The sequence below is a fragment of the Azospirillum sp. 11R-A genome, from assembly GCF_049472615.1.
Classification (GTDB): Bacteria; Pseudomonadota; Alphaproteobacteria; order Azospirillales; family Azospirillaceae; genus Azospirillum; species Azospirillum palustre.
The window spans coordinates 77303-101485 of the sequence record NZ_JBCEBL010000026.1 but is presented as its reverse complement, the minus strand read 5'-3'; the positions used below and the strand labels follow the sequence as shown (position 1 = coordinate 101485).

Here is a 24183-nt window from a genome sequence, read left to right as displayed (position 1 = left end):
ATGACAATACCCGATCCGGTCTGGACCTGCATTGAACAGTCCATTCAAGACGTTTTCGATGCCCATGACGCTGCCATCTCCTTTCAAACCGTCGCTACCGATATCGACGGCTGGGACTCGGTTTCGCACAGCTATCTCATCCTGCACATCGAGGAAAAGCTCGGTATCGCCTTCCCCGGTGACCGCATTCCTTATCTGGAGAATGTGGGAGAGCTGTATGCATTGGCCAAGTCATTGCTGGAGGAGTGATGACCAAGCCGACGATCATTGTTTACGGCAACTGTCAGTCGGACACGATTTCCGCATGTTTGACCAAGATCTCCAAAGTCTCCGACTGCTATGATATCGTTGGCATTCCCAGTTTCGTCCATCCAATCGATGGCCAGGCAAGGATCGAGCCCGCTGACCTGGAGCGTTGCGCCCTGCTGGTTGAGCAGCGGGCGCTGTGGCACCGGTTCCCCGCGCTTGACCGGCTTCCTCCCGGCTGTCCGACGCTGAGCTTCCCGATGCTGGCGCTCAACGCACAATGGCCTCTGCAGGCGCGCGAGAAGCGCAACCGAGCCGAACCCGATTTTCCGTTCGGGCGCTATCCCTACGGAGATAGGCTGCTCAACCAGATGCTGGCCCGGAACCTCTCTGGCTCGGTGATCCTCGAACGCTACCTATCCACCCCTTTGAATTCGGTGATCGATCCACTCCGTCTCGCCGCGATCGAAGCGGAGCGGATCACCGCCCTCGACGCCCTCTGCGATATTCCTTTTGGCGGCTGGATCCTGTCGAACTTCCGGCACCGCTGCCTCTTCTGGACCTACAACCACCCCACTGCAGCCCTGTTGTTGCCCTTAGCTCTGACTGTGGTGGAACGGGCCGCAGCCTTGCTGGGCCTGCCACAAGCCGTTGTCGACGAGGTACCATCCCTATTCGCCAATGGATGGGAGCCAGCAGACTGGCTCAAGGTCGCCATCCATCCAGACGTGGCGAACGTCTTGGAACTCGACTGGTTCCGACCAGACAGGCTGTATTCTCATTATCAGCACAGGAATATCGACTATATCGAATACTGGAGACACCAAATCAATTTTGACTAGGGCGGATTCCGATCATTCTTGTTCGTAGCCAGCGGCTGCGAAGTAAGATCGGCAATCATTGGGTGTGACGGCGTTGATGGCGTCGCGAACGGCATTTCAGAGGTCCGGTAGGCTGCGAGCGGCGACGGCTCTCAGGTATGTCTCGATCTTGGAGAAGGCCATCTTGATCGGATTGAAGTCGGGGCTGTAGGGCGGCGAGAGCATCACCGTCGCCCCGGCTGTTTTGGTGCTTTTGTGGACAGCAATGGGAGCACCGCCGTCGTTGCCTGATCAGTCCCGCTCCAGGTCCGGCCGGCCCAAGGCGATCAGGCGGGGCGGCAGCAATCCGCCAGCCGCCGCCTGATCGCGCATCAGCCCCGCCAGCCGGTCGGCATAGCCTAGCGTCACCAGCACCAGGGGCATTCCAAGAGCGGCCATCTCACCCATGTCCCGCACCGCCACCCCATGGAACAGGGGGGGCGGGACGAGATGGTTCATCAAGTCGGCATAGGCTGCGGGCTCCAGCCCGGCCTCGCGGGCGTAGCGGATGAAGTCCGGTCCCATTCCGCCATCGCCACCGACGGCCAGGATGCCGAAGCGGCCGGCCGTCCGTCCCCGAAGCCGCTCCACCAGTGCCCGGCAGACCGGGCCATGTCCGCCCTCCAGCCCCAGTCGATCGGCCAGCTGGTGGAAGATCCCGGGAACCAGACGGGTCAACGCCCCTTGCGGCCAAGGGGCGAGGGCGGGGCGTAGCCCCAGCGCCAGGGCCAGGACCGGCCCCTCCCCCATCTCTGCCAACGGCTGCACGGTTGCCAGGGCCGTGGCATCGCAGAGGACGCGCTCCCCTTCCGTTCCGTCATTCTGGTCATAGGCAAGGCCGCCCAGGATGTCAGCCTCCTGCGCAGTCGGCCGCAGCAGCGCCGCGGCGAGAGGCAGGAGGGCCTGTACCCCCGTCACCGCCATTTCTCCCCGCGCCGGATAGACGGCGGTCATCAGGCCGGCATAGCGGCGGATGCCCTGCTGCAGCAGAGCCAAAAGCTGCCGCTCCTCCCCAGCCGCTGGCGGTTGGGCCAAAAGCGGAACCACCCGTCCGTCGGCATTTCGCCGATGGCCCACCGTCGTGCCGTCCAACCCGGTCAGTACCCGTTCCAAAATTTGCGGGCTGCGATAGAGCACCCGGCCCAGGGCCATCCCTGTCCTGTCCTGTCCGGCAAAAATCTGGACTCTGATGCCGTCGGCAAGGGCGGCGACGATGTCGGCAACCGCATAGGCCAGGAAGATGCGGCAGCGCCGCCGCCCCTCCGGCAGAAGCCGGGCCACTGCGGCGGGCGTGCTGCCACGTGCGCCGAGATCGACCAGTGCCACCGGCTCTTCCCGCCCCAGGACCTGCGCCAGATAGTCGAGCAGCCGCTCCCGCGCCTCTTCGGCCAGGCGCGCGGCACGGGAGCGCAGTTCCGGATCATCGAACAGAGCCAGCACCCGGTCGACGGCGCTCCCTCCATCCGTCACCGGCTTGGCCAGAAGTTCCTCCAGCGTCAGCCCGGCAAGATCCAGCAAGGTCGCCGACACCTCCCCGCCCGCCTGGACCAGAAGCCGGTCCCAGGGCAGATGCGGCCGCTGTCCCAAAATCCGGCGGGCGGCGGCGGCATTCAACCCGGCCAACTCGAGTGGCATCAGCGCCTGACGGGACAGGTGGAGCGCCACCACCTCCATGGCATAGCCGCGATGGGCGATCCAGTCGCGCATCAGCGGGGCGAACAGCGCCGCCTCGCGCATCAGCGGAGCGATGCGGCGGATGCCCTGGCGCCGGCATTCCTCCACCACCCAGCGGCAATATTCCGCCACCGCCGGTCCCAGCACCAGCGCGCCGAACTCCAGCGCGAAGGCCCCGACCGCGTCATCCTCCCGGCCTGCCAGTGCGGCCAGCCGCCGTGGCGGGGGGGGGGCCTCGGCCGCCAGCCCCGACAGGCTGCGCTCACGCTCGCGCAGGCGCGCCAGTCCCGGTCCGGGCACATAATGGATCGCCTCCAGCCCGGCGGCGCGCGCCATGGCGGCGTCGCCCAGTGGATCATCTCCGATATGGATGATGCGGCCGGGGGGAATGCCGGGATGAGCGGCCAGCAGCAGCCGGAACAGGCCGCCGTCCCGCTTTGAGCAGCCTTCGGTACCGGAGACATAAAGGCGGCCATAAAGCTCCGGCCCGATCCCCGCTGCCGCCAGGAGCCGCGCCAAGTCGGCAGGCGCCAGATACATGTCCGACAGCAGCACAACCGGGATCCCCGCCGCCGACAGCTCGCGCAGCACGGCCAACAGCAGAGGGTTGGCGAAGATTCGTTCCGCCTCCACCTCCAGCTCCAGGGCAGCCAGCATCGCCGGATCGGCCGTTTCGCACAGGAGGTGGCGAAGTTCGGCATGGATGGCGGCGAGCCCAACCTCCCCGCTTGCAAGTCCGGTCCTGGCGCGACGTTCCGCCTCCTCCCGTGCCAGACGGAACAGCACGGGCGTCAGCCCGGGATCGACCAACCCCGCGGCAAGAGCCCGCTCTCCCACCGCCTCGAACAGGTCGGCAGGCTGCTCCTCCCGACGCAGCAGGAGGGTGTCGAACACGTCGAACGACACCAGCAGAGGCTGGCGCTCGAGAATGGTGAATGGGGGCATGGAAATGGCCGGGATCGTTCGACGCGGAGGCCCGCCCATCTTCCTCTGCTTAGCGGAGGAAGGAAAGCCGGCGCTCCGTTCCGCCCCCTCAGCCCACGATCTTCCACGACCCGTCCGGCTGGCGGCAGGCGGTGCCGAAGGCCTGTTCGGTGCGACCGCCGACGACGATGGTCTGCTGGAACTCCCGGCAATAGGAACCACTGCCGTCATAGCCGTCGCGGACCGGCACGACGGTGCCCTGGTTGCCGGACTGCGGGTTGTTCCAGCTGATCCGCTGGCCGATGGGCGCGCTGTAGGCCTGATAGGCGGCGCGGTCGGCATATTGCTGGTCGGCGCGGTCGAGCGAGGCGCCGATCTCACGCCCCGCAAAGGCGCCCAGCAGCGTGCCGATGCCGACCGCCACCAGCTTGCCCGAACCGCCGCCGAAGCGCGAACCGATCAGGCCGCCGGCGACGGCGCCGCCGACGGTGCCGACCCCCTCCTTGGTGCCCATCGACCCGGTCTGGCAGCCGGCCAGCATGGTGGACAGCGCAAGCACGGCGACGGCGGCGATACGGGTGGGGCGGATGTGGGCACGCATCGGAGTGGGCTTTCTTTTTTCCAAAGGGCGCTGTCTCCGTTTATAGCGCAAGCGTTGCCGTTTGTGCAGCCGGTCCATCCCGTTTTCCCGTCACATTCCCGTGCGGCCCGCTCCTGTCGGGCCATCAACGGGTGTCTTGCCATCCACCCGCTCCTGCGGCTATCTAGACGGAATGTTTTCACCACCATGAAGGGTGATCGTATGGCGGCCTATCAGGGAAGCCTGCCATTGATGGGCGGCCTGTCGATGCGTCATCCCCGGCCTTCGGACGATGATTTCCTGCTGGGGCTGTTCATGGATGCCCGCCCCTGGCTCGCCCAGGCCCACCAGGACCGCGATTTCATCCGCACGCTTTACGAACAGCAGTACAGTGCCATGCGGACAGGACAGGAAACCCGCTATCCGCAGCATCTGGATTTCGTCGTGGAGAAGACCGGGCAGCCGGTCGGCCGGATCGTCATGGATCTGGGGCACTGGGACTGGCGCGTGGCCGAGGTCGAGATCCACAAGCTGGCCCGCGGCAAGGGCATCGGCACCAACCTGCTGCGCAGCCTGCAAGGCTCGGCGATGCAGCTTCGCCTGCCCATGACCCTGTCGGTGAACGAGACGGAAACGCGGGTCCATTGGTTCTATCACCGGCTGGGCTTCGACCTGCTGGTGCATTCCCCGCCAGTCGTTGAGCTGATCTGGCTGCCGCCGGGGCATCCGGGGATCCAGCATCTGCCGCCGCAGATCCTTCCGCTCGCCTTGCAAGGGGGTGGGGTGGCCTGACGGGTGCCCTTGCCCCTTGCAAGGCCCGGCGGAACCGACGGCGCTCCCCGTCGTGCCCCCCGTCAGTTCAGGACGATTTCGAAACAGGACCGCTCCGGATTGAGCGGAACCGTCCGGACGATGAAGAAGGGACCAAGCGCCCCTTCGGTCGGATGATCGAGCAGGAAATTGCCGTTCCACAGATCGCTCTGGCCGAACGCTTCGAAGGTCAGCGAGAAGGACGTACGCTTCGCCCAGCGGGGTGTGAAATCCGGCCGTTCCTTGACCAGGGTGAGTTCGACCTCGATGATCGTGGAGCGGTCTTCCGCTGACAGGAAGCGGAATGTCTGGCCGACATGCGGGGTGAACTGCGCGGCGGTCAGCATGCTGAAATCGACGGTCATGACAGGGGGGTTCCGGTAACGGGGCGATGTTTCGGAGGCCGGGAGACGGCCCGGCCCCGCTGCAAGCGGGATCGGGCCGTCCGGCTTGCATCAATCGCGGGTCGGGTAAAGGCCCATGGTGACGATGAACATGGTCACCGTCAGGTAAGGCTGCAGGTTGCTGATCGCCACCGGCACACCCTGGCCGCCGCCCGGCGAGACCGACACGGTGCCGCCGCCGCCCGCAACCGTGACGTTTCCGGTGGCCGTACCCTGCAGATAGCTGCCGGCGCCGGGAGCGGTCGTGTTGTAGGGGCCGGCAAGCGAGGCGCCGGAGCTCGCATCGTCGAACGCAAGGCCATTCAGATAGTTTGCGCCGCTCACCGGGGCGGTGGCGCTGCCGTTGCCGGTGCCGACCGGGATCTGCACGCTGGCGTTGATGGTGGATGCGCCGCCGCCGCTGCCGCTCGGCGTGAAGCTCGCGGCGTGGGTGTGCAGCGGCAGGTTGAGCAGGCTGAGCGTGGTGGCCGCGGTGCCGCCGGAGCTGGCCGGGTTCAGCGTCTGGTTCAGATAGGGGCTGACGCCCGAGCCGACCATGACGCGGCCACGAAGGTCAGGCAGCTTGAAGCTCGGATTGCCGGTTCCGCCATAGAGGGTGCTGATGAGCGAAAACAATGCCTGATTCTGCTGCACGGGCACTTCCTGTCCCCAGCACTGGGCGGAGCCCTGAGGAGCGAAGACGCCGGCAAACGGGAAGATCAAGGCGATATAGACATCCATGGCGGAACCTCCGGATTCGTTGAAATCGATTGTGAGGGACGGCAGCGCCATCGCCGCTGGGGCGAGGCATCGACCGCGGTCGCAATAATGTCCAAATATTCTCGCAAAGAGCCAGCCAAGGCGCAAACATACTATTATAATAAGATTTTTAGACCAGATCATGAGACGCGATGATGGCTGAGTCGAAGCCTTATCATACTGGAGTATGATTTTTTCAGAGACGATGCGTCTGATCGGGAAATGTAATATGACGAAAATGGAACATTAAAAGGGAAATTCATCGAAAAACTAAAAATTGAAGCGGGATTTTACAATGCTTATGCCCGAATCGGATCGAAAAAAGAGGCAGATCCCGCATCTCTGGGTTATCCGAGTGTTTCACTCCACCGCAACCAAGTGGTATCTTCCTCAAAGCTCCACACTTCTTGGTAACCACTTTTGGCCTAGGATCGGGGCGCTATGGCGATCGTCGGCGGAGAGGAAACATGACGCGGTCTCGGGATGCGAAAGGCTTCGGCGGAAACCAACTGCCCGGCAAGACGCGCAAACCATCCTCCTTCGCCATGGCGCTGGAACCGCGCTTCATGTTCGACGCGGCCGGCGCCGCGACGGCCGCGGAAACCAACCAGCACAGCGAGGCCGCACCGATACCGGACACTTCGGCGGATCACGCGGCCGCATCGGCATCGGCGGATGCCGTTCCTCAAGCCGTCTCCGCGCAACCGGACGGCGGCAGTGCCGCCGCGCAAGCCGCCGCGCCCGCGCCAGCCGTCCACTCCGTCGTGTTCGTCGATACCGCCGTTGCCGACTATGCGACATTGATCAAAGACATCGCGCCCGATGCCAAGGTCATCCTGCTCGATCCCAACCGGGAAGCATTCCAGCAAATGGCGGAAGCCGTGGCAGGAATGTCCGATCTGGATTCGATCCAGATCGTCAGCCATGGCGGCGAAGGCCATCTTTACATGGCAGGCCGCGCTTATTGGACCGAAGGCCTGGAGAGTCGTGCGACTGAATTGCATGCGATCGGAAGCGCCCTGAAGTCCGGTGGCGACATCCTGTTTTACGCCTGCGATGTCGGCGCCGGCGAGCGCGGCCAGTCCTTCATCAACACGATTCACACGCTGACCGGAGCGGATGTCGCGGCATCGACCGACGACACCGGTCAGCGGGAGGGAGAAAACTGGGTTCTTGAGGCTCAGGTTGGAAATATTGAAGCGTCATTGCCGTTTTCTTCGGAATCCCTGCATGAGTTTTCCGGGCGGCTTGCCACCCAGGTGGTGAAGAGCGCAACCGACAGCACGACAGACTCTCTGCGCAACGTCCTCAGCGCTGCCACGGCCGGGGATATCGTTTTGTTTGATCCGACCCTGAAGGGTCAAACACTTCTAATGAATAGCGCAACGGCTCTTTCAGTCACAAAATCGATCACCATCAATGGCGATATCAACGGCGATGGAATTTACGACATAACCTTGAGCGGCGACAAGGATGTATCCGGCACGAACACTCTTGCCAGCACGTCGGATTCATTCGGATTTACCTTCAACGCGGCATCGTCCACATTCGTTATCAAGAACCTTCGGTTCGACAGCTTCTATACAAGCGCTCCACAATTTGGGGCTGTCGCGGTTTCGGCCGGCAGCCTGGAGATCGACCAATGTGTCTTCACCTATAATCGTGGAACGGTGATTGGCCAAGCCAGCTCTTCCGGCAACTCCCTGACCGTTCGAGATACCATCTTAACCAACAATGGCGGATCGAGCACCGTAGATAAACAAGTTCTCTCTCCGATCCGTATCGTCCAAGCCGCGTCTTCTTCAACGCTCGTTGAAAATGTCGTTATAGCGAATAATTCATACTCCTTGAATTTTGCAACCGGCGGGGTTTTTGGCGGAATTACAGTAAATAACAATGCGGTTACCTTCAGCCTTACCGTCAGAAACACAACAATCGCCAACAATACATTCATAAATACGGCTTCCAGCTATACTGCTGGCGGCGGCGGTATTGGAATTGCCACCGCCGGAACGGGAAGCACCCTGAATGTCTACAACACCATCATTGCCGATAACACGATCACCAACAACTCCGTCTCCAGCAGCTCCCCGAACAGCATTATAGATGCATCGGGCAACAGCGTTACGATAACGGAGAAAAATAATTACAAAGGAACCACCAATGGGACGACCGTTGCGTTCGTAGACGCATCGACCAATGACTTCAGGCCGAAGGAAAATGCGACATCGCTTATAAATGCGGGCGACAGTTCCAACGCCAGTTATTATTCCGCTTCCGGTGACCTCCGCGGCCTGGAGCGCATCCGTGGCGGAGCTCTGGATATCGGAGCTTATGAGGTCCAGTGGGGAACCGGCAACGAGGCTGTGCTGGATCTCGACAGCAACAGTGCGGGCAACAACGCAGCGACAAGCACCACGTCGCCCAGCGGCGGGGTTCTGGTCATCCCCTCGCTTGCGATCACCGAACCGGGCGACAGCGACAACCGCCTGCTTTCCGCATCCGTGATACTTTCCAGCGCGCTTGACGGCAGCAGCGAAAGCATTTCCTTGACGGCTGCCGAAATCAGCGCAGCGGCCAGTCTTGGAATTGCGGTGACATACACAAACAGCAACCAGACCATTCTTCTGACCGGCGCGTCCAGCGTGGCGAATTACACGACTGTTCTCGGGCAGATCAAATACTACAACTCCGCGGGATCCTATACGGTGGGAACCCGGACCGTTACGGTCGTTGCAAACGACGGTGAACTGAACAGCACCGGGCGGACCAGCAGCATCACGCTCAATGCCTACGTCCCCGTACCGTCCATCACCTCGGCCACCTACAACGCCAGCACCAACCAGCTGGTGGTGACGGGCAGCAACATCACCGACGGCGACACCATCGACGTCACCAAGCTCACCCTGACCGGCGAGGGTGGCAACAGCTACACCCTGACCAGCAATTCCACCGTCACCTCCTCCCCCGCCTCCAACGTCTTCACCATCACCCTGGGGGCGACCGACCAGGCGTTCGTCGAAGGGCTGCTGAACAAGAATGGGACCAGCTCCCAGGGGGCGACCACCTACAATCTGGAGGCGGCGGCCAACTGGGACGGCACGCAATCGGCGCCGGCCGACACGACCGGCAACGGCGTCACCGTCTCCAGCACCCAGAAGCCGACCATCACGGCGGTCACCTACGATTCGACCAGCGGCGTGCTGACCGTGACCGGCACCAACCTGGTGCATCAGTCGGGGTCGGCGAACGACATCGACCTGACGAAGCTGACCATCACCGGCCAGGGCAGCGGCACCGCCTCGCTGACCGGGGCGGTGGAGATCACCAGCGCCACCAGCTTCACCGTGACGCTGAGCGGATCGACCAAGACCAGCGTGGATGCCCTGCTGAACAAGAGCGGCACCAGCTCGACCGGCGGCACCACCTACAAGTTCACCGCGGCCGACGACTGGAACGGCCCGATCTTCGGCGACATCTCGGATTCGACCGGCACCGGCATCACCGTCACCGCCAACAGCAACCCGGTGATCGGCAACCTGAACGGCGACAGCGTCCTCTGGGCCGGCGAAGGCCAGACGGTGCTGCTGGATGCCGGCATCGCCGTCACCGCATCCGATACGGAGAACGGTGCAAGCAGCTGGACCGGCAGCGTCCTGACGATCCACCGCTCGGTCTCGGGCACGGCGACGCCGCTGACGTCGGATCTGTTCTCGTTCAACAGCAACGCCGCCTTCTCGGAAAGCGGCGGCACCCTGCTGGACACGGCGAACGCCAACGCCGCCTTCGCCACCGTCACCAACACGAACGGCACGCTGACCGTCACCTTCAACGGCAACGCCACCGCGACGCTGATCCAGACGGTGATGCACAACATCCTGTACCGGAACGACACGCCGACCGGCGACACCGTGATCCGCTACAGCCTGACCGACGGCAACGGCGGCAGCACCACCGCCGACGTGACGGTGGCCAGCGACACCATCTATGTCACCAACACCGCCGATGCCGGGAGCATCGATGTCTCGGACGGCGTCAGCCTGCGCGAGGCGGTGGCGATCGCCCTGGCCGACACCACCGGCACCCAGACCATCAAGTTCGCCGGCGGGCTGGCCAACGGCAGCATCACGCTGGGCTCGGACCTCGCGGTGACGGAGAACCTGACCTTCGACGCCGACGCCGCCAGTGGCCTGACCATCGCCGGCAGCACCATCACCGTGTCGACCGGAACGGCGCTGACCCTCAGCAACGGCAGCAGCGACACGCTGACCGTCACCAGCAAAATCTCCGGCAGCGGCGCAGTGACCAAGACCGGCGCCGGCACGGCGACGCTGAGCGGCGGCAACGACTACAGCGGCGCCACCACAGTCGGCGCCGGCACCCTGACGGTCAGCGGCGGCATCGGCGACAGCAGCGCGGTGACGGTGGCGAGCGGCGCCACGCTGAACCTGTCCGGCAGCGAGACCATCGGGTCGCTGACCGGCAGCGGCGCCGTCACGCTGGGCGGCAACACGCTGACCACCGGCGGCGACAACAGCAGCACCAGCTTCGACGGCATCGTCAGCGGCACCGGCGGCCTGTCCAAGGCCGGCAGCGGCACCCTGACCCTGACCGGGGCCAACAGCTACACCGGCACCACCACCGTCAGCGCCGGCACGCTGGAGCTGAACAGCAGCGCCGGCACCGCGCTCGCCGACGGCAGCGCCGTGACGGTGGCGAGCGGCGCCACGCTGAAGCTGTCGGCGGCGACCGAGACCATCGGCACGCTGACCGGGGTCAGCGGCGCCACGCTGGCGCTGGGCGGCAACGCCCTGACCGTCAAGCAGTCGACCAACGGGACCTTCAGCGGCGCCATCACCGGCACCTCGTCGGGCAGCCTGATTCTGAACGCCGATGCCGACAGCAGGAACCTGACGCTGGACGGCACCGCCAACAGCACCGGCTTCGCCGGCGGCATCACCGTCACCAGGGGCTGGCTGGTCGCGACCTCCGACAGCAATCTCGGCGCCGGCACCCTGACGCTGAACGGCGGCACCCTGCGGCTGAGCGGCGCCGTCGGCACCATCGACAACGCCATCGCCGTCGGCAGCAGCGGCGGCAGCATCAGCGTCGCGCCCAGCGGCAGCGTCACCCTGTCCGGCGCCATCAGCGGATCGGGCACCCTGACCAAGGCCGCCTCCGGCAACCTGACCCTGTCCGGCAACAACAGCAGCTTCAGCGGCGCCTTCGCCATCAGTTCCGGCACGGTCACCGTCAGCAACGCCAACGCGCTGGGCAGCACCGCCGGCGGCACCACGGTGGCGGACGGCGCCGCCCTCTCCCTGTCGGGCGGCATCACCATCGCCGAGAACCTGACCCTGTCGGGCAGCGGCGTGTCGTCGGGCGGCGCGCTGGTCAGCGCCAGCGGCACCAACACCGTCAGCGGTACCGTCACGCTGAACGCCGACACCACCGTCACCACCACCAGCGACCTCACCCTGTCGGGCGTGATCGACGGCAGCAACGCCCTGACCAAGGCGGGCACCGGCACGCTGACCCTGTCGGGCGCCAACACCTACACCGGCGCCACCACCGTGTCGGCCGGCACGCTGGTCGCCGGGCACAACAACGCGCTCGGCGGCACCGCCGGCGGCACGACGGTGGCGAGCGGCGCCACCCTGGTCGTCGCCAACGGCATCGCGCTGGCGGAGAACCTCACCGTCTCCGGCACCGGCGTGTCGTCGGGCGGCGCCCTGCAGATCACCAGCGGCAGCGCCACGGTCAGCGGCACCGTCGCCATGGGCGCCAACACCACCATCGGCGTGTCGGGCACCGGCCTGACCCTGTCGGGCGTGGTCAGCGGCACCGGCTTCAACCTGACCAAGACCGGCGGCGGAATGCTGACCCTGTCGGGCGACAACACCTATACGGGCGCCACCACCGTCAGCGCCGGCATCCTGTACATCACCCACGCCAACGCGCTGGGCACCGCCGCCGCGGGCACCACCGTCGCCAGCGGCGCCACCCTGCGCATCGACACCGGTCTGACCATCGCCGAAAACCTGACGATCAGCGGCATCGGCGTGTCGTCCGGGATCGGTGCGGTAAAGGTCAATGGCGGAACGGCCACCATCACCGGCTCCGTCACCCTGGGGGCGGACGCCAGCATCGGCTCCTACAACAGCGGCGATACGCTGACGATCAGCGGCACGGTGTCCGGCGCCTACAACCTGACCAAGGTCGGCGCCGGCACGGTGGTGCTGAGCGGAACCAACAACTACACCGGCACCACCACTGTCAGCGACGGCACCCTGTCGATCACAGGGTCCGGCAACATCAGCAGCGCCAGCATCACGCTGGACGGCGGCACGCTGGCCGCCACCGGCAGCGCCGTCACGCTGGCCAACGCCATCGCGCTGGGCAGCGGCCACGGCACCGTCAGCGTCGGCACCGGCAACGCGCTCACCCTGTCGGGCGTCATCAGCGGAGCCAACAACCTGACCAAGTCGGGCGCCGGCACGCTGACCCTGTCCGGCACCGGCACCTACACCGGCACCACCACCGTCAGCGCCGGCACGCTGATCGTCACCGGCACCCTGAACGGCGCTTCTGCCGGCGCGGTCACGGTGGGTAGCGGCGGCACGCTGGCAGGCACGGGCACCGTCAATGGCGGCCTGACCGTGCAGTCGGGCGGCACGCTGTCGCCGGGCATCGCCGGCACCAACAATGGCGTCGGCACCCTGGCCGTCCACGGCGGCCTGACCATCCAGTCCGGCGGTACCCTGGCAGTCGATTTGGCCAGCACCAGCAGCTACGATCAGGTGAACGTCACCGGGGCGGTGAACGTCAGCAGCGCCACCCTGACCGCCGGCGGCAGCTACACGCCGGTGAAGACGGCCAGCGGCGACAGCTTCGCCATCATCTCCAACGATGGCAGCGACGCCGTCACCGGCACCTTCACCGGGCTGGCGTCGGGCGCCGCGCTGACCCTGAACAGCGGGTCGATCACCATCAGCTATGCCGCCGGCACCAACAGCAACGACGTCGTGCTGACCGGGCCGTCCAACCAGGCGCCGGTGCTGGGCGGCACCTTCACCACCGCCGGCACGGTCGACGACAACGCCACCGCCACGCCCTTCGCCAGCGTGACGGTGACGGATGCCGACGACAGCACCGGCACCTTCACCGTCACCATCACCTACACCGCGGCCAACGGCACGCTGTCGAGCGCCGGCGGCGGGCTGACCGGCACGGCCGGCAACTACACCCTGACCGCCACCACGCCGGGCGGGCTGCAGACCCTGCTGCAGGCGCTGGTCTTCACCCCCACCAACAACCAGGTGGCGCCCGGCACCACGGTGCAGACCACCTTCAGCCTGACCGCCGGCGACGGCACGAGCAGCAGCAGCGCCAACACCAGCACGGTGGTCACCGCCAGCTCGATCAACGACGCGCCGAGCGACGTCGCCCTGTCCAACAGCTCGATCAGCATCTTCGAGGGCACCAATGGCGTGGTCGGCACCCTGTCGGCCACCGACGCCGACACCGGCCAGACCCTCACCTACACGCTGGTCAGCGGCAGCGGCGACACCGACAACGCGCTGTTCAACATCTCCGGCACCTCGCTGCGGGCGAACGACGCCGCCACCCTGACCGGCGGGCAGAGCTATTCGGTCCGCGTCCGGGTCAGCGACGGCACCGCCACCTACGAGAAGACCTTCAGCATCAGCGTGACCAACGACCTCGTGGTCGACGTCACCGCCATCGACAGCAGTGCGCCGGCCGGCACCTATGCGGCCGACAAGGCCGACGGCGGCGGCCTGGATTTGCAGGAAGCGATCGCGCTCGCCAACAACATGTCGGGCAACATCACCATCCGCTTCGCCAGCACGCTGAGCGGCACCATCACGCTGCCCAGCACGCTGACGGTGCGCAGCGGCGTGACGCTGGCGATGAACAGCGACACCGACAGCCGGTCGATCACCATCACCGGCAACGGCTTCACGCTGGGCAACAGCTTCGGCGTCAGCGTCGACACCGGCGACACGCTGACGATCAACTCGACCCTGGCCGACAACGGCACCGACACCGCGGCCCTGACCAAGAGCGGCGCCGGCGCGCTGGTGCTGGGCGGCACCAACAACACCGCCAGCGGCAACACCGGCATCAACACCATCACCGTCAGCGCCGGCACGCTGTCGGTGGCGGGCGACGCCAACCTGGGCACCGGCACGGTGACGATGGCCGGCGGCACCCTGGCCGTCACCGGTGCCACCACCATCGACAACGCCATCGCCCTGACCGCGAATTCAACGATCCAGGCGAACGCCAACATCACGGTTTCCGGCGCGGTTTCGGGCAACGCCCTCACGCTGACCAAGGCCGGCACCGGCATGCTGACGCTGTCGAACAGCGGCAACAGCGGCTATAGCTGGGCCACCACCATCACTGCCGGAACCGTGGCGGTCGGCAGCCCGACCTCGATCGGCACCGGCACGATCACCCTGGACGGCGGTACGCTCTCGACCGCGCAGACCGTCAGCGGCACCACCAATGTCGGCACATCGTCACAAGCCAACATCGAGCTGTCGAACGCCGTCGTCGTGGCATCGGGCGGCGGCACGCTGCAATCGCTCGGCAGCACCCAATTGACGCTGAAGGGCGCCCTGACCGGGTCCGGCGCGCTGACCCAGACCGGCTCCCAATACGTGAATCTTTGGAACGCCAACGATTTCACCGGCAACATAACCGTCAATGGAAAGCTTGAGGCCTACAGCACCGGAACCTTCGGCAGCGGCACCATCACATTGAACGATGGTGCCCAGCTCTATGTCAGCGGCGGCACGCGAACCATCTCCAACAACATCGTCCTGGCCGGCAATGCGCATCTGCGGACGGATGCCCCCGCTTATCTGATGGCGAACGGCGCCGTGATCACCTTCTCCGGCACCATTTCGGAAACGGGTGGCGCCCGGAGCCTGACGATCGGCAACGACGACGGCACCAACGGCAATTCGATCGTCCTGTCCGGCACCGGCAGCTACAGCGGCACGACCACCATCGACAGCAACAGCGTGCTTTCGATTGCGGCGGCCGGCACTCTGGGTTCGGGCGGACTGTCGCTGAGCGGTGGTTCCACCCTGCGGGTGACCGGGGCGACGACCCTGGCCAACGCCGTCGCGCTGTCGGGTGCGGCGACCATCCGGACGGACGACGCGGTCACGATGTCGGGTGCCTTCTCCGGCGGCGCCAAGGCGCTGACCAAGACCGGCACCGGCACTCTGACGCTGTCGAACACGACCAACAAGACCGGGCTGACCGGCGGGGTCACGGTGTCGGCGGGCACGCTGTCGGTTGCCGACAACAACGCCTTGATGGCGGGCACGGTGACGATGGCGGCGGGAAGCACGCTGGCGGTCACCGGCGCGACCACCATCAGCAACGCCATCGCCTTCAGCGGCAACGCCACCATCGACACCAGCGCCGACGCCACCGTCAGCGGCGCCCTCTCCGGCAACACCAAGACGATGACCAAGACCGGCAGCGGCATGCTGACGCTGTCCGGCACCAACAACACGGTCGGCACCGGCATCTCCGGCATCACCGTCAGCGCCGGCACCCTGTCGGTGGCGGGCGACGCCAACCTGGGCACCGATACGGTGACGATGGCCGGCGGTATCCTGGTTGTCACCGGCGCCACCACCATCGACAACGCCATCGCCCTGTCGTCCGACAGCAGCATCACCAACGCCAACGCCGTCACCCTGTCCGGCGCCATCACCGGCAGCGGCGGCCTGACCAAGCTCGACAGCGGCAAGCTGACCCTGAGCAATGCCGGCAACAGCTGGTCCGGCGGCATCACGCTGCGCGGCGAGGTGGAGCTGGGCACCACCGGCACCATCGGCAGCGGCACCATCACGCTGAACGGCGGCACGCTGACCACCACGGCGTCCAGCCAGACGCTGACCAACGCCATCGCCATCGGCAGCAACGACGGCACGGTGAAGACCGCCAACGCCCTGACCCTGTCCGGCATCGTCAGCGGCAGCGGTGCCCTGACCAAGAGCGGCGCCGGCACGGTGACCCTGTCGGGGACCAACACCTACACCGGCGCCACCACCGTCAGCGCCGGCACCCTGAGGGCATCGGGCGGCAGCGCCATCGGCGACAGCAATGCCGTCACAGTGTCCAGCGGCGCCACCCTGTCGCTCGGCGCTGCCGAGACCATCGGATCGCTGAGCGGCTCCGGCACTGTGACCTTGGGGGTCTATACCCTCACCACCGGCGGCGCCAACAGCAACACGACCTTCTCCGGCGTGCTGTCCGGCACCGGCGGCCTGACCAAGATCGGCACCGGCACCCTGACCCTGACGGGCGCCAACAGCTACACCGGTTCGACCACCGTTTCCGCCGGCACGCTGGCGGCGAGCGGCAGCGGCACCGTCGGCAACGACAGCGCGGTGACGGTGGCCTCCGGCGCGACGCTGAGTTCGACTGCGGCCAGCCTGTCGCTGGGGTCGCTGGCGGGTGACGGCAGCGTCTCGATCGGCGCCAACACGCTGGAGGCCGGCAGCAACAACAGCAGCACCAGCTTCTCCGGCACTTTCAGCGGCTCCGGCGACTTCTACAAGCGGGGCACCGGCACCCTGACCCTGTCGGGCACCAACAGCAGCAGCCTCACCGGCACCATGACGGTGCGGGACGGCGGCACGCTGAGCGTGGCCGGCGACGCCAACCTGGGCGCCGGCACGGTAACGCTGAACGGCGGCACGCTGACGGTGACCGGGGCGGGCACCATCGACAACGCCTTCGACACCGGGGTCAACGGCGCCACCATCGACACCGGCGTCGCCGTGACGCTGTCGGGCGCCATCGGCGGCAGCGACGGCCTGACCAAGACGGGCAACGGCACGCTGACCCTGTCGGGCACCAACACCTACACCGGGCAGACCACGGTTTCCGCCGGCACGATCAGCATCGCCGCCGACGGCAATCTGGGAACCGGCGCGGTCAACCTGGCGGCCGGAAGCAAGCTGCAGGTCACGGGCGCGACCACCATCGACAACGCCGTCGCCCTGACCGGCGACGCCACGGTCCAGACCGACGCGGCCGTCACGATCAGCGGCAACATCACCGGCAACACCCGCACGCTGACCAAGTCGGGCAGCGGGACGCTGACGCTGTCCGGGACCAACAACACCTCCGGCTCCGGGGTCAGCGGGATCACGGTGACCACGGGAACCCTGGCGGTGGGGGCGTCCGCCAGCCTGGGCCAGACGACGCTGACGCTGGACGGCGGCACGCTGGCCTCGACGGCGGCCTTCAACAGCGGAATCGCCGTCGCGCTCGGCAGCGGCGGCGGCACCGTCGACGTCTCGTCCGGCTCGGTCACGCTGACCGGCACCGTCTCCGGCAGCGGCGGGCTGAGCATCGCCAGCACCAACGCCGGCAATGTCCTGGGGCTTTCGGGGACCAACACCTACACGGGCGGCACGACGCTGGGCAGCGGCATCCTGCAGTTCGGCAGCGACACCGCGGTGGGAACCGGGACGCTGACGATCGACGGCGGCAAGGTGCGCGGATCGGGGTCCACCGCGCGGACGCTCGCCAACAACCTCGTGCTGGGCGGCACGATGACGATGTCCGGTTCGGCGGCGCTGACCTTCACCGGCACCGTGGATCTGGGCGGCACGACCCGGACGGTCAACAACACCATCACCGAGGCCCTGACCTTGAACGGCGCGGTGTCGAACGGCTCGCTGACGGTGGCGAGCACCAGCACCGGCGCGCTGGTGCTGGGCGGAACCAACAGCATGACCGGCATCACGGTGTCGTCCGGCACGCTGTCGGTCGCCGCCGCCGCCAGCCTGGGGTCCGGCACGACGACCCTGTCGGGCGGCACCCTGTCGATCACCGGCGCCACCACCATCGCCAACGCCATCGCAGTGTCGTCGGGGTCGACGATCAGCAACTCGGCGGCCGCGACGCTGTCGGGCGTGCTGTCGGGGTCGGGGGCGCTGACCAAGTCGGGCAGCGGCACCCTGACCCTGTCCGGGACCAACACCCACACGGGCGCCGTCACGGTGTCGGCGGGCACGCTGGCGGCGGCGGGCGGCAGCGCCATCGGCGACAGCAGCGCGGTGACGGTGGCGACCGGCGCCACCCTGTCGCTGGGCAGCGGCACCGAGACCATCGGATCGCTGAGCGGCTCCGGCAACGTGGTGCTGAGCTACCGCCTGACGGTTGGCGGCGCCAACAGCGACACGACCTTCTCCGGCGTGATCTCCTCCACCAACAGCAGCGGCCTGACCAAGATCGGCACCGGCACCCTGACCCTGTCGGGCGCCAACAGCTACACCGGTTCGACCACCGTTTCCGCCGGCACGCTGGCGGTGAGCGGCAGCGGCACCGTCGGCAGCGGCAGCGCGGTGACGGTGGCCACCGGCGCGACCCTGAGTTCGACTGCGGCCAGCCTGTCGCTGGGTTCTCTGGCGGGTGACGGCAGCGTCTCGATCGGCGCCAACACGCTGGAGGCCGGCAGCAACAACACCAGCACCAGTTTCTCCGGCACCTTCAGCGGCTCCGGCGACTTCTACAAGCGGGGCACCGGCACCCTGACCCTGTCGGGCACCAACAGCAGCAGCCTCACCGGCACCATGACGGTGCGGGACGGCGGCACGCTGAGCGTGGCCGGCGACGCCAACCTGGGCGCCGGCACGGTGACGCTGAACGGCGGCACGCTGACGGTGACCGGGGCGGGCACCATCGACAACGTCCTCGACACCGGGGTCAACGGCGCCACCATCGACACCGGCGTCGCCGTGACGCTGTCGGGTGCCATCGGCGGCAGCGACGGCCTGACCAAGACGGGCAGCGGCACGCTGACCCTGTCGGGCACCAGCACCTACACCGGACCGACCACCGTGTCGGTGGGCACCCTGCTGGTGACCGGGGCGCTCGGCGGCACCAGCGCCGTCTCGGTGGCGTCGGGGGCGACGCTGGGAGGCACCGGCTCGATCTTCGCCGCCAGCTCGTCCAACACGCTGATGGTCGCGTCCGGCGCCACCCTGGCGCCCGGCATCGCCGGGATCAGCAACGGCATCGGCAGCCTGACCGTCAACGGCAACCTGTCGCTGAGCGGCACCCTGGCGGTCGAGATCGCCGGCGCCACCACCGCCGGCACCGACTACGACCAGGTGATCGTCAGCGGCGGCGTCACGCTGTCCAGCGGCTCCAGCGCCGTCACCGTCATCCGGGTCAACGGTTTCACCGCCGTCAACGCCGCCACCTACAGGGTGATCGACCAGACCGGCGCCGGGGCGGTGTCCAGCACCCTGTCGGGGCTGGCGCAGGGCGCCACGCTGAGCAGCAACAACGACCTCTACACGGTCGATTACGTCGGCGGCACCGGCAACGACCTCGTCCTGACCTCGCTGGTCAACCCGACCGTCTCGTCGGTCAGCGCCAGCACCGCCGACGGCAGCTACAAGGCCGGCGACACCATCACGATCACCGTCACCTTCAACCGGGCGGTGACGGTGACCGGCACGCCGACGCTGGCGCTGGGCAACAACGGCCGGACCGCGACCTACGCCAGCGGGTCGGGCACCACCACGCTGAGCTTCACCTACACCGTGCAGGCCGGCGATACCTCCGCCGACCTCGACTACGCCTCCACCGCGGCTCTGGCCCTGGGCGGCGGCACCATCGTCGACAGCTCCACCAGCCTCGCCGCGATCCTGACGCTGGCGACGCCGGGGGCGGCCAACTCGCTGGGGGCCAACAAGGCGATCGTCATCGACACCACGGCGCCCAACGCGCCGAGCGCGGCCGACATGACCGCCGGCACCGACACCGGCACGTCCAACACCGACGACATCACCGGCAACGCCACCCCGACCTTCACCGGCACGGCGGAGCCGAACAGCACGGTCCGGCTGTACGACACCGATGGCACCACGCTGATCGGCACCGGCACGGCGGACGGCAGCGGCAACTGGTCGATCACGGTCTCCACCCTGACGCCGGGCAGCCACACCATCACCGCCAAGGCGACCGACGCCGCCGGCAACACCTCGACCGCCTCGACCGGCCTGCCGATCACCATCGACACCACGGCGCCGGCCGCGCCGGGCACGCCGGTCCTGGCGCCGGCCAGCGACACCGGTACGTCGAGCAGCGACGGCATCACCCGGACCGCCACCCCGACCGTCAGCGGCACGGCGGAGGCGGGATCCACGGTGACGCTGTACGACACCGATGGCACCACCGTGCTGGGCACGACGACCGCCGACGGCTCGGGCAGCTGGACCATCACCAGCTCCACCCTGGCGGAGGGCACGCACAGCCTCAGCGTCAAGGCGACCGACACCGCCGGCAACACCTCCACCGCCTCGTCCAGCCTGTCGGTGACGGTCGACACCACGGCGCCGACGGTGTCGTCGGTGACCGCCTCGACCGCCAACGGCACCTACAAGGCCGGCGACACCGTGTCGATCCAGGTCGTCTTCTCCGAAGCGGTGACGGTGACCGGCACGCCGACCCTGGCGCTGGGCACCGGCCGGACCGCGACCTACGCCAGCGGGTCGGGCGGCACGACGCTGACCTTCACCTACGTCGTGCAGGCCGGCGACACCGCGTCGGACCTCGACTACGCCTCCACCGCGGCACTGTCGGGCACCATCGCCGACATCGCCGGCAACAGCGCGACGCTGACCCTGCCGGCGACCGGCAGCGGGTCGTCGCTGGCCGGGACCAAGGACATCGCCATCGACACCACGGCCCCGACGGTCACCGCCGTCTCGGCGGTGAACGGCACCTACCGGGCCGGCGAGACCATCGACGTCACCGTCACCTTCTCCGAAGCGGTCGCCGTCACCGGCACGCCGGGCTTCGGCATCACGCTGGACAACGGCACGGTGGTGCAGGCGGCCTACCTGTCGGGCTCGGGCGGCACGGCACTGACCTTCCGCTACACCGTCGGCAGCAATCTGGTCGATACCGACGGCATCGGCATCGGCGGCTCGATCAGCGGCGGCAGCATCGCCGATCTGGTCGGCAACAGCGCCATCCGCACGCTGAACGGCATCGCCAGCATGGCGGGCGTGCGCATCGACAGCCTCCCGCCCACCGTCACCAACGTCACCTCCAGCACCGACAACGGCACCTACACCACCGGCCAGACCATCTCGATCCAGGTGACCTTCAGCGAGGCGGTGGCGGTCAGCGGCACGCCGACGCTGGCGCTGAACACCGGCCGCACCGCCGCCTACAGCAGCGGGGCCGGCACCAGCACGCTGACCTTCACCTACACGGTCCAGGCCGGCGACACCGCCGCCGACCTGGACGCCGTCGGCACCTCGGCCCTGGCGGGATCGATCACCGACAATGCCGGCAACGCCGGCATCCTGACCCTGACGATGCCGGGCGACGTGCGGTCGCTGGGGCTGAACAAGGACATCGCCATCGACACCACGGCGCCGGCGATCCGCAGCGTCGTCGTGCCCAACGACGGCGTGTACGGCCTCGGCAAGACGCTGAGCTTCTACATCCAGGCCAGCGAGGTGGTGATCGTCAACGGCACCCCGACGATCACGCTGGACATCGGCGGCCAGACCCGTCAGGCGGTCTACACCCCCACGGGCAGCAGCGGGACGATCCTGCGCTTCGACTATGTGGTGCAGGCGGGCGACAGCGACGGCGACGGCATCGCCGTCACCGGGCTGAACCTCAACGGCGGCGGCATTGCCGACAAGGCCGGCCTCCCGCTGCCCACGGCGCTGACCGGCCTGCCGGGCCTGCAGAACGTCCTGGTCGACACCGTGGCGCCGGATACCCCCTCGGCCCCGGTGCTGGCGCCCGGGCAGGACACCGGCACCTCCGCCACCGACGGGGTGACCAACCTCAACCGCCCGACCCTGGGCGGCACGGCGGAAGCCGGATCCACCGTCACCGTCCTGGTCGACGGCGTGGCGGTCGGCACCACCATCGCCGGCTCCGACGGCAGCTGGAGCTTCACGCCGGCCACCCCGCTGGCCGATGGCACCCATGCCGTCACCAGCCGGGCGACCGATAGCGCCGGCAACAGCAGCGGCACCTCGGCGGCGCTGACGCTGACCATCGACGCCACGGCGCCGGTGCTGTCGACCCCGGCGATCTCCGGCGTCGACAACACGGCCAACGCCATCTCCACCAGCCGTCCGACCCTGACCGGAAGCGCCGATCCGAACAGCACGGTCACCGTCATCGTCGACGGCGTCGCCGTCGGCACGGCCACGACCGGCAGCGACGGCCGCTGGAGCTTCGCCGTCACCGCCCCGCTGGCCGACGGCAGCCACAGCGTGGTCACCACCGCCACCGACCGCGCCGGCAACATCGGCCGCTCGGGCACGCTGAGCCTGACGGTCGACACCCAGGCCCCGACGGTGTCCGGCGGCACCAATCCGACGTTGAATGCCGGCGGCACGGCGACGCTGGGAACCGCGGTGTCGCTGTCGGATGCCAGCTCGCTGAACCGGGTGACGGTCACCCTGACCGACGCCCGCAGCGGCGACGAGCTGGTGATCGGCGCCCTGCCGGCCGGCATCACCGCGACCCGCGACGGCGCCGGCATCGTGCTGACCGGCGTGGCCTCGGCCGCCGACTATCAGGCGGCGGTACGGGCGATCGGGCTGCGGTCGAGCGCCAGCGACCCGAGCTTCGCCGGCACGGCGACCAGCCGGTCGATCAGCATCCAGGCCCGCGACCTCGTCGGCAACAGCTCCGCCGCGACCACGGTGACGGTCGCGGTGGCCCGCGTCACGACGACGACCACATCCCCCACCAACACGACCAACACCCCGGTGACCAGCACGCCGGTCACCGGCAGTGGCAACGGTCCGTCGCAGTCCAGCAGCTCCGTGCTCGGTTCCTCGTCGAACGGTCCATCCTCCAACGGCTCGTCGTCCGGCAGCGGGCTGGGCGGCACCGGCGGGTCCGGGCCGAGCCTGCCGGGCGGTGGCAGCAGCGGCAACGCCGGCATCCCCGGCAGCTCGTCCAGCACGGATGCCGGCCGGTCGGTGACGCTGGGCAGCGTCAGCGGCAGCTCCTCCAGCACGGACGCCGGCCGGTCGGTGACTTTGGGCAGCGTCAGCGGCAGCTCGTCCAGCACGGATGCCGGCCGGTCGGTGACGCTCAACAGCATCGGCGGCGGCTCCTCCGGCTCCGGCAGTTCCAGCAGCGGACTGGGGGGAAGCAGCCTCGGTGGCGGACTGGGTGGCGGTTTGGGCGGTGGCCTCGGTGGTCTCGGTGGCGGTTTTGGTGGCGGGCTGGGCAGCGGCATTGGCGGCGGCAACCTGGGCGGCACGGGCCTCGGCGGCACCGGCACTGGCATTGGCGGCACGCCCGGAGGGACCGGCACGGGGACCGGAAGCAACACGGGAACCGCCACCGGCACCACGACCGGCACGGGCGGCGCGACGCGCACCGGCACCACCGGCCAGGGCACTCCCGGCCAGACCGGCACGCAGGGCACCCGCCAGAACAACGGTCAGGGCCAGCTTCAGGGCCAAGGCCAGGACCGGGGGGCCGGCCTCGGCACCGGGCAGGGCCGCGGCCCGACGGCCGGACAGCCGGGGAGCCAGGGCCAACAGGGTCAGCAAGGCCAGGGCCAGCAAGGTCAGGGTCAGGGCCAGGGCCAGGGCGAGCAGCAGGGCCAGCCGCAAAACCAGGGCGCTCCCGAGGATGGCGGCGGCACCCCGGCGGACGGCAGCGGCCGGCCGGCGGAGCGCGGAGCGGACACCCGCGCCGAGATCATGCCGGCCTCCCCCGGCTTCGCCCGTCAGGTCGCCCGCGCCCATGGCGGCCCGGCCGGCGCCGCCGACCTGCTGGCCGCACTCGCCAGCCACGTCCTGCCCGACAGCTGGGCCGCCTGACGGCGGCCCGGCTCCCCACCCATCGTCCTCATCCAGGGCCCTTCCCGCCGTCCTTC

10 protein-coding genes and 1 pseudogene are annotated in these 24183 nt (G+C 67.8%); 5 read left to right on the top strand and 6 right to left on the bottom strand.

Translation table 11 applies throughout. From position 1 onward, the window contains the following. Together VH569_RS27380 and VH569_RS27375 are read left to right on the top strand one after the other, a co-directional pair. Nucleotides 1–249, top strand: a complete 249-nt coding sequence (locus tag VH569_RS27380) for a hypothetical protein (protein WP_423319504.1) — start codon at nucleotides 1–3, stop codon at nucleotides 247–249. Continuing rightward, nucleotides 249–1088: a WcbI family polysaccharide biosynthesis putative acetyltransferase gene (locus tag VH569_RS27375; protein ID WP_423319502.1), complete on the top strand. Its 840-nt coding sequence runs from the start codon at nucleotides 249–251 to the stop codon at nucleotides 1086–1088. The genes VH569_RS27380 and VH569_RS27375 overlap by 1 nt, the downstream gene beginning before the upstream one ends. A gap of 270 nt (nucleotides 1089–1358) precedes the next feature. Here VH569_RS27375 and VH569_RS27370 read toward each other — a convergent pair whose 3' ends face one another. Both VH569_RS27370 and VH569_RS27365 read right to left on the bottom strand, forming a co-directional pair. After that, nucleotides 1359–3725 carry an HAD family hydrolase gene (locus tag VH569_RS27370; RefSeq protein WP_423319501.1) on the bottom strand — a complete coding sequence of 789 codons (2367 nt, stop codon included), beginning with the start codon at nucleotides 3723–3725 and terminating at the stop codon, nucleotides 1359–1361. 88 nt (nucleotides 3726–3813) lie between these two features. Beyond that, nucleotides 3814–4305, bottom strand: coding sequence for an RT0821/Lpp0805 family surface protein (locus VH569_RS27365; RefSeq protein ID WP_395453901.1), 492 nt, complete (start codon nucleotides 4303–4305; stop codon nucleotides 3814–3816). 186 nt (nucleotides 4306–4491) lie between these two features. Here VH569_RS27365 and VH569_RS27360 point away from each other — a divergent pair, with 186 nt between their 5' ends. After that, nucleotides 4492–5076, top strand: coding sequence for a GNAT family N-acetyltransferase (locus VH569_RS27360; protein ID WP_423319499.1), 585 nt, complete (start codon nucleotides 4492–4494; stop codon nucleotides 5074–5076). Between the two features lie 62 nt (nucleotides 5077–5138). On the opposite strand, the gene VH569_RS27355 is transcribed toward VH569_RS27360, so the two are convergent. After that, nucleotides 5139–5459 carry a DUF6916 family protein gene (locus VH569_RS27355; protein WP_423319497.1) on the bottom strand — a complete coding sequence of 107 codons (321 nt, stop codon included), beginning with the start codon at nucleotides 5457–5459 and terminating at the stop codon, nucleotides 5139–5141. 90 nt (nucleotides 5460–5549) lie between these two features. Beyond that, on the bottom strand, nucleotides 5550–6218 hold the full coding sequence (locus VH569_RS27350) for a phage tail protein (protein WP_423319495.1): 669 nt from the start codon (nucleotides 6216–6218) through the stop codon (nucleotides 5550–5552). A 485-nt stretch (nucleotides 6219–6703) separates the two neighbouring features. Here VH569_RS27350 and VH569_RS27345 point away from each other — a divergent pair. Then, a pseudogene (locus VH569_RS27345) lies at nucleotides 6704–7423 on the top strand (DUF4347 domain-containing protein); the annotation flags it as partial. 467 nt (nucleotides 7424–7890) lie between these two features. On the opposite strand, the gene VH569_RS27340 reads toward VH569_RS27345, so the two are convergent. Beyond that, the gene (locus tag VH569_RS27340; RefSeq protein ID WP_423319530.1) at nucleotides 7891–8190 is read right to left on the bottom strand and encodes a hypothetical protein; all 300 of its coding nucleotides are present in this window, start codon (nucleotides 8188–8190) and stop codon (nucleotides 7891–7893) included. A 378-nt stretch (nucleotides 8191–8568) separates the two neighbouring features. Next, nucleotides 8569–8859, bottom strand: coding sequence for a hypothetical protein (locus tag VH569_RS27335; RefSeq protein WP_423319529.1), 291 nt, complete (start codon nucleotides 8857–8859; stop codon nucleotides 8569–8571). Between VH569_RS27335 and VH569_RS27330 the strand changes: the two genes are divergently transcribed. Further along, nucleotides 8831–24127, top strand: a complete 15297-nt coding sequence (locus VH569_RS27330; protein ID WP_423319527.1) for an autotransporter-associated beta strand repeat-containing protein — start codon at nucleotides 8831–8833, stop codon at nucleotides 24125–24127. The two genes, VH569_RS27335 and VH569_RS27330, sit on opposite strands and share 29 nt — an antisense overlap. Nucleotides 24128–24183: the final 56 nt, after the last annotated feature.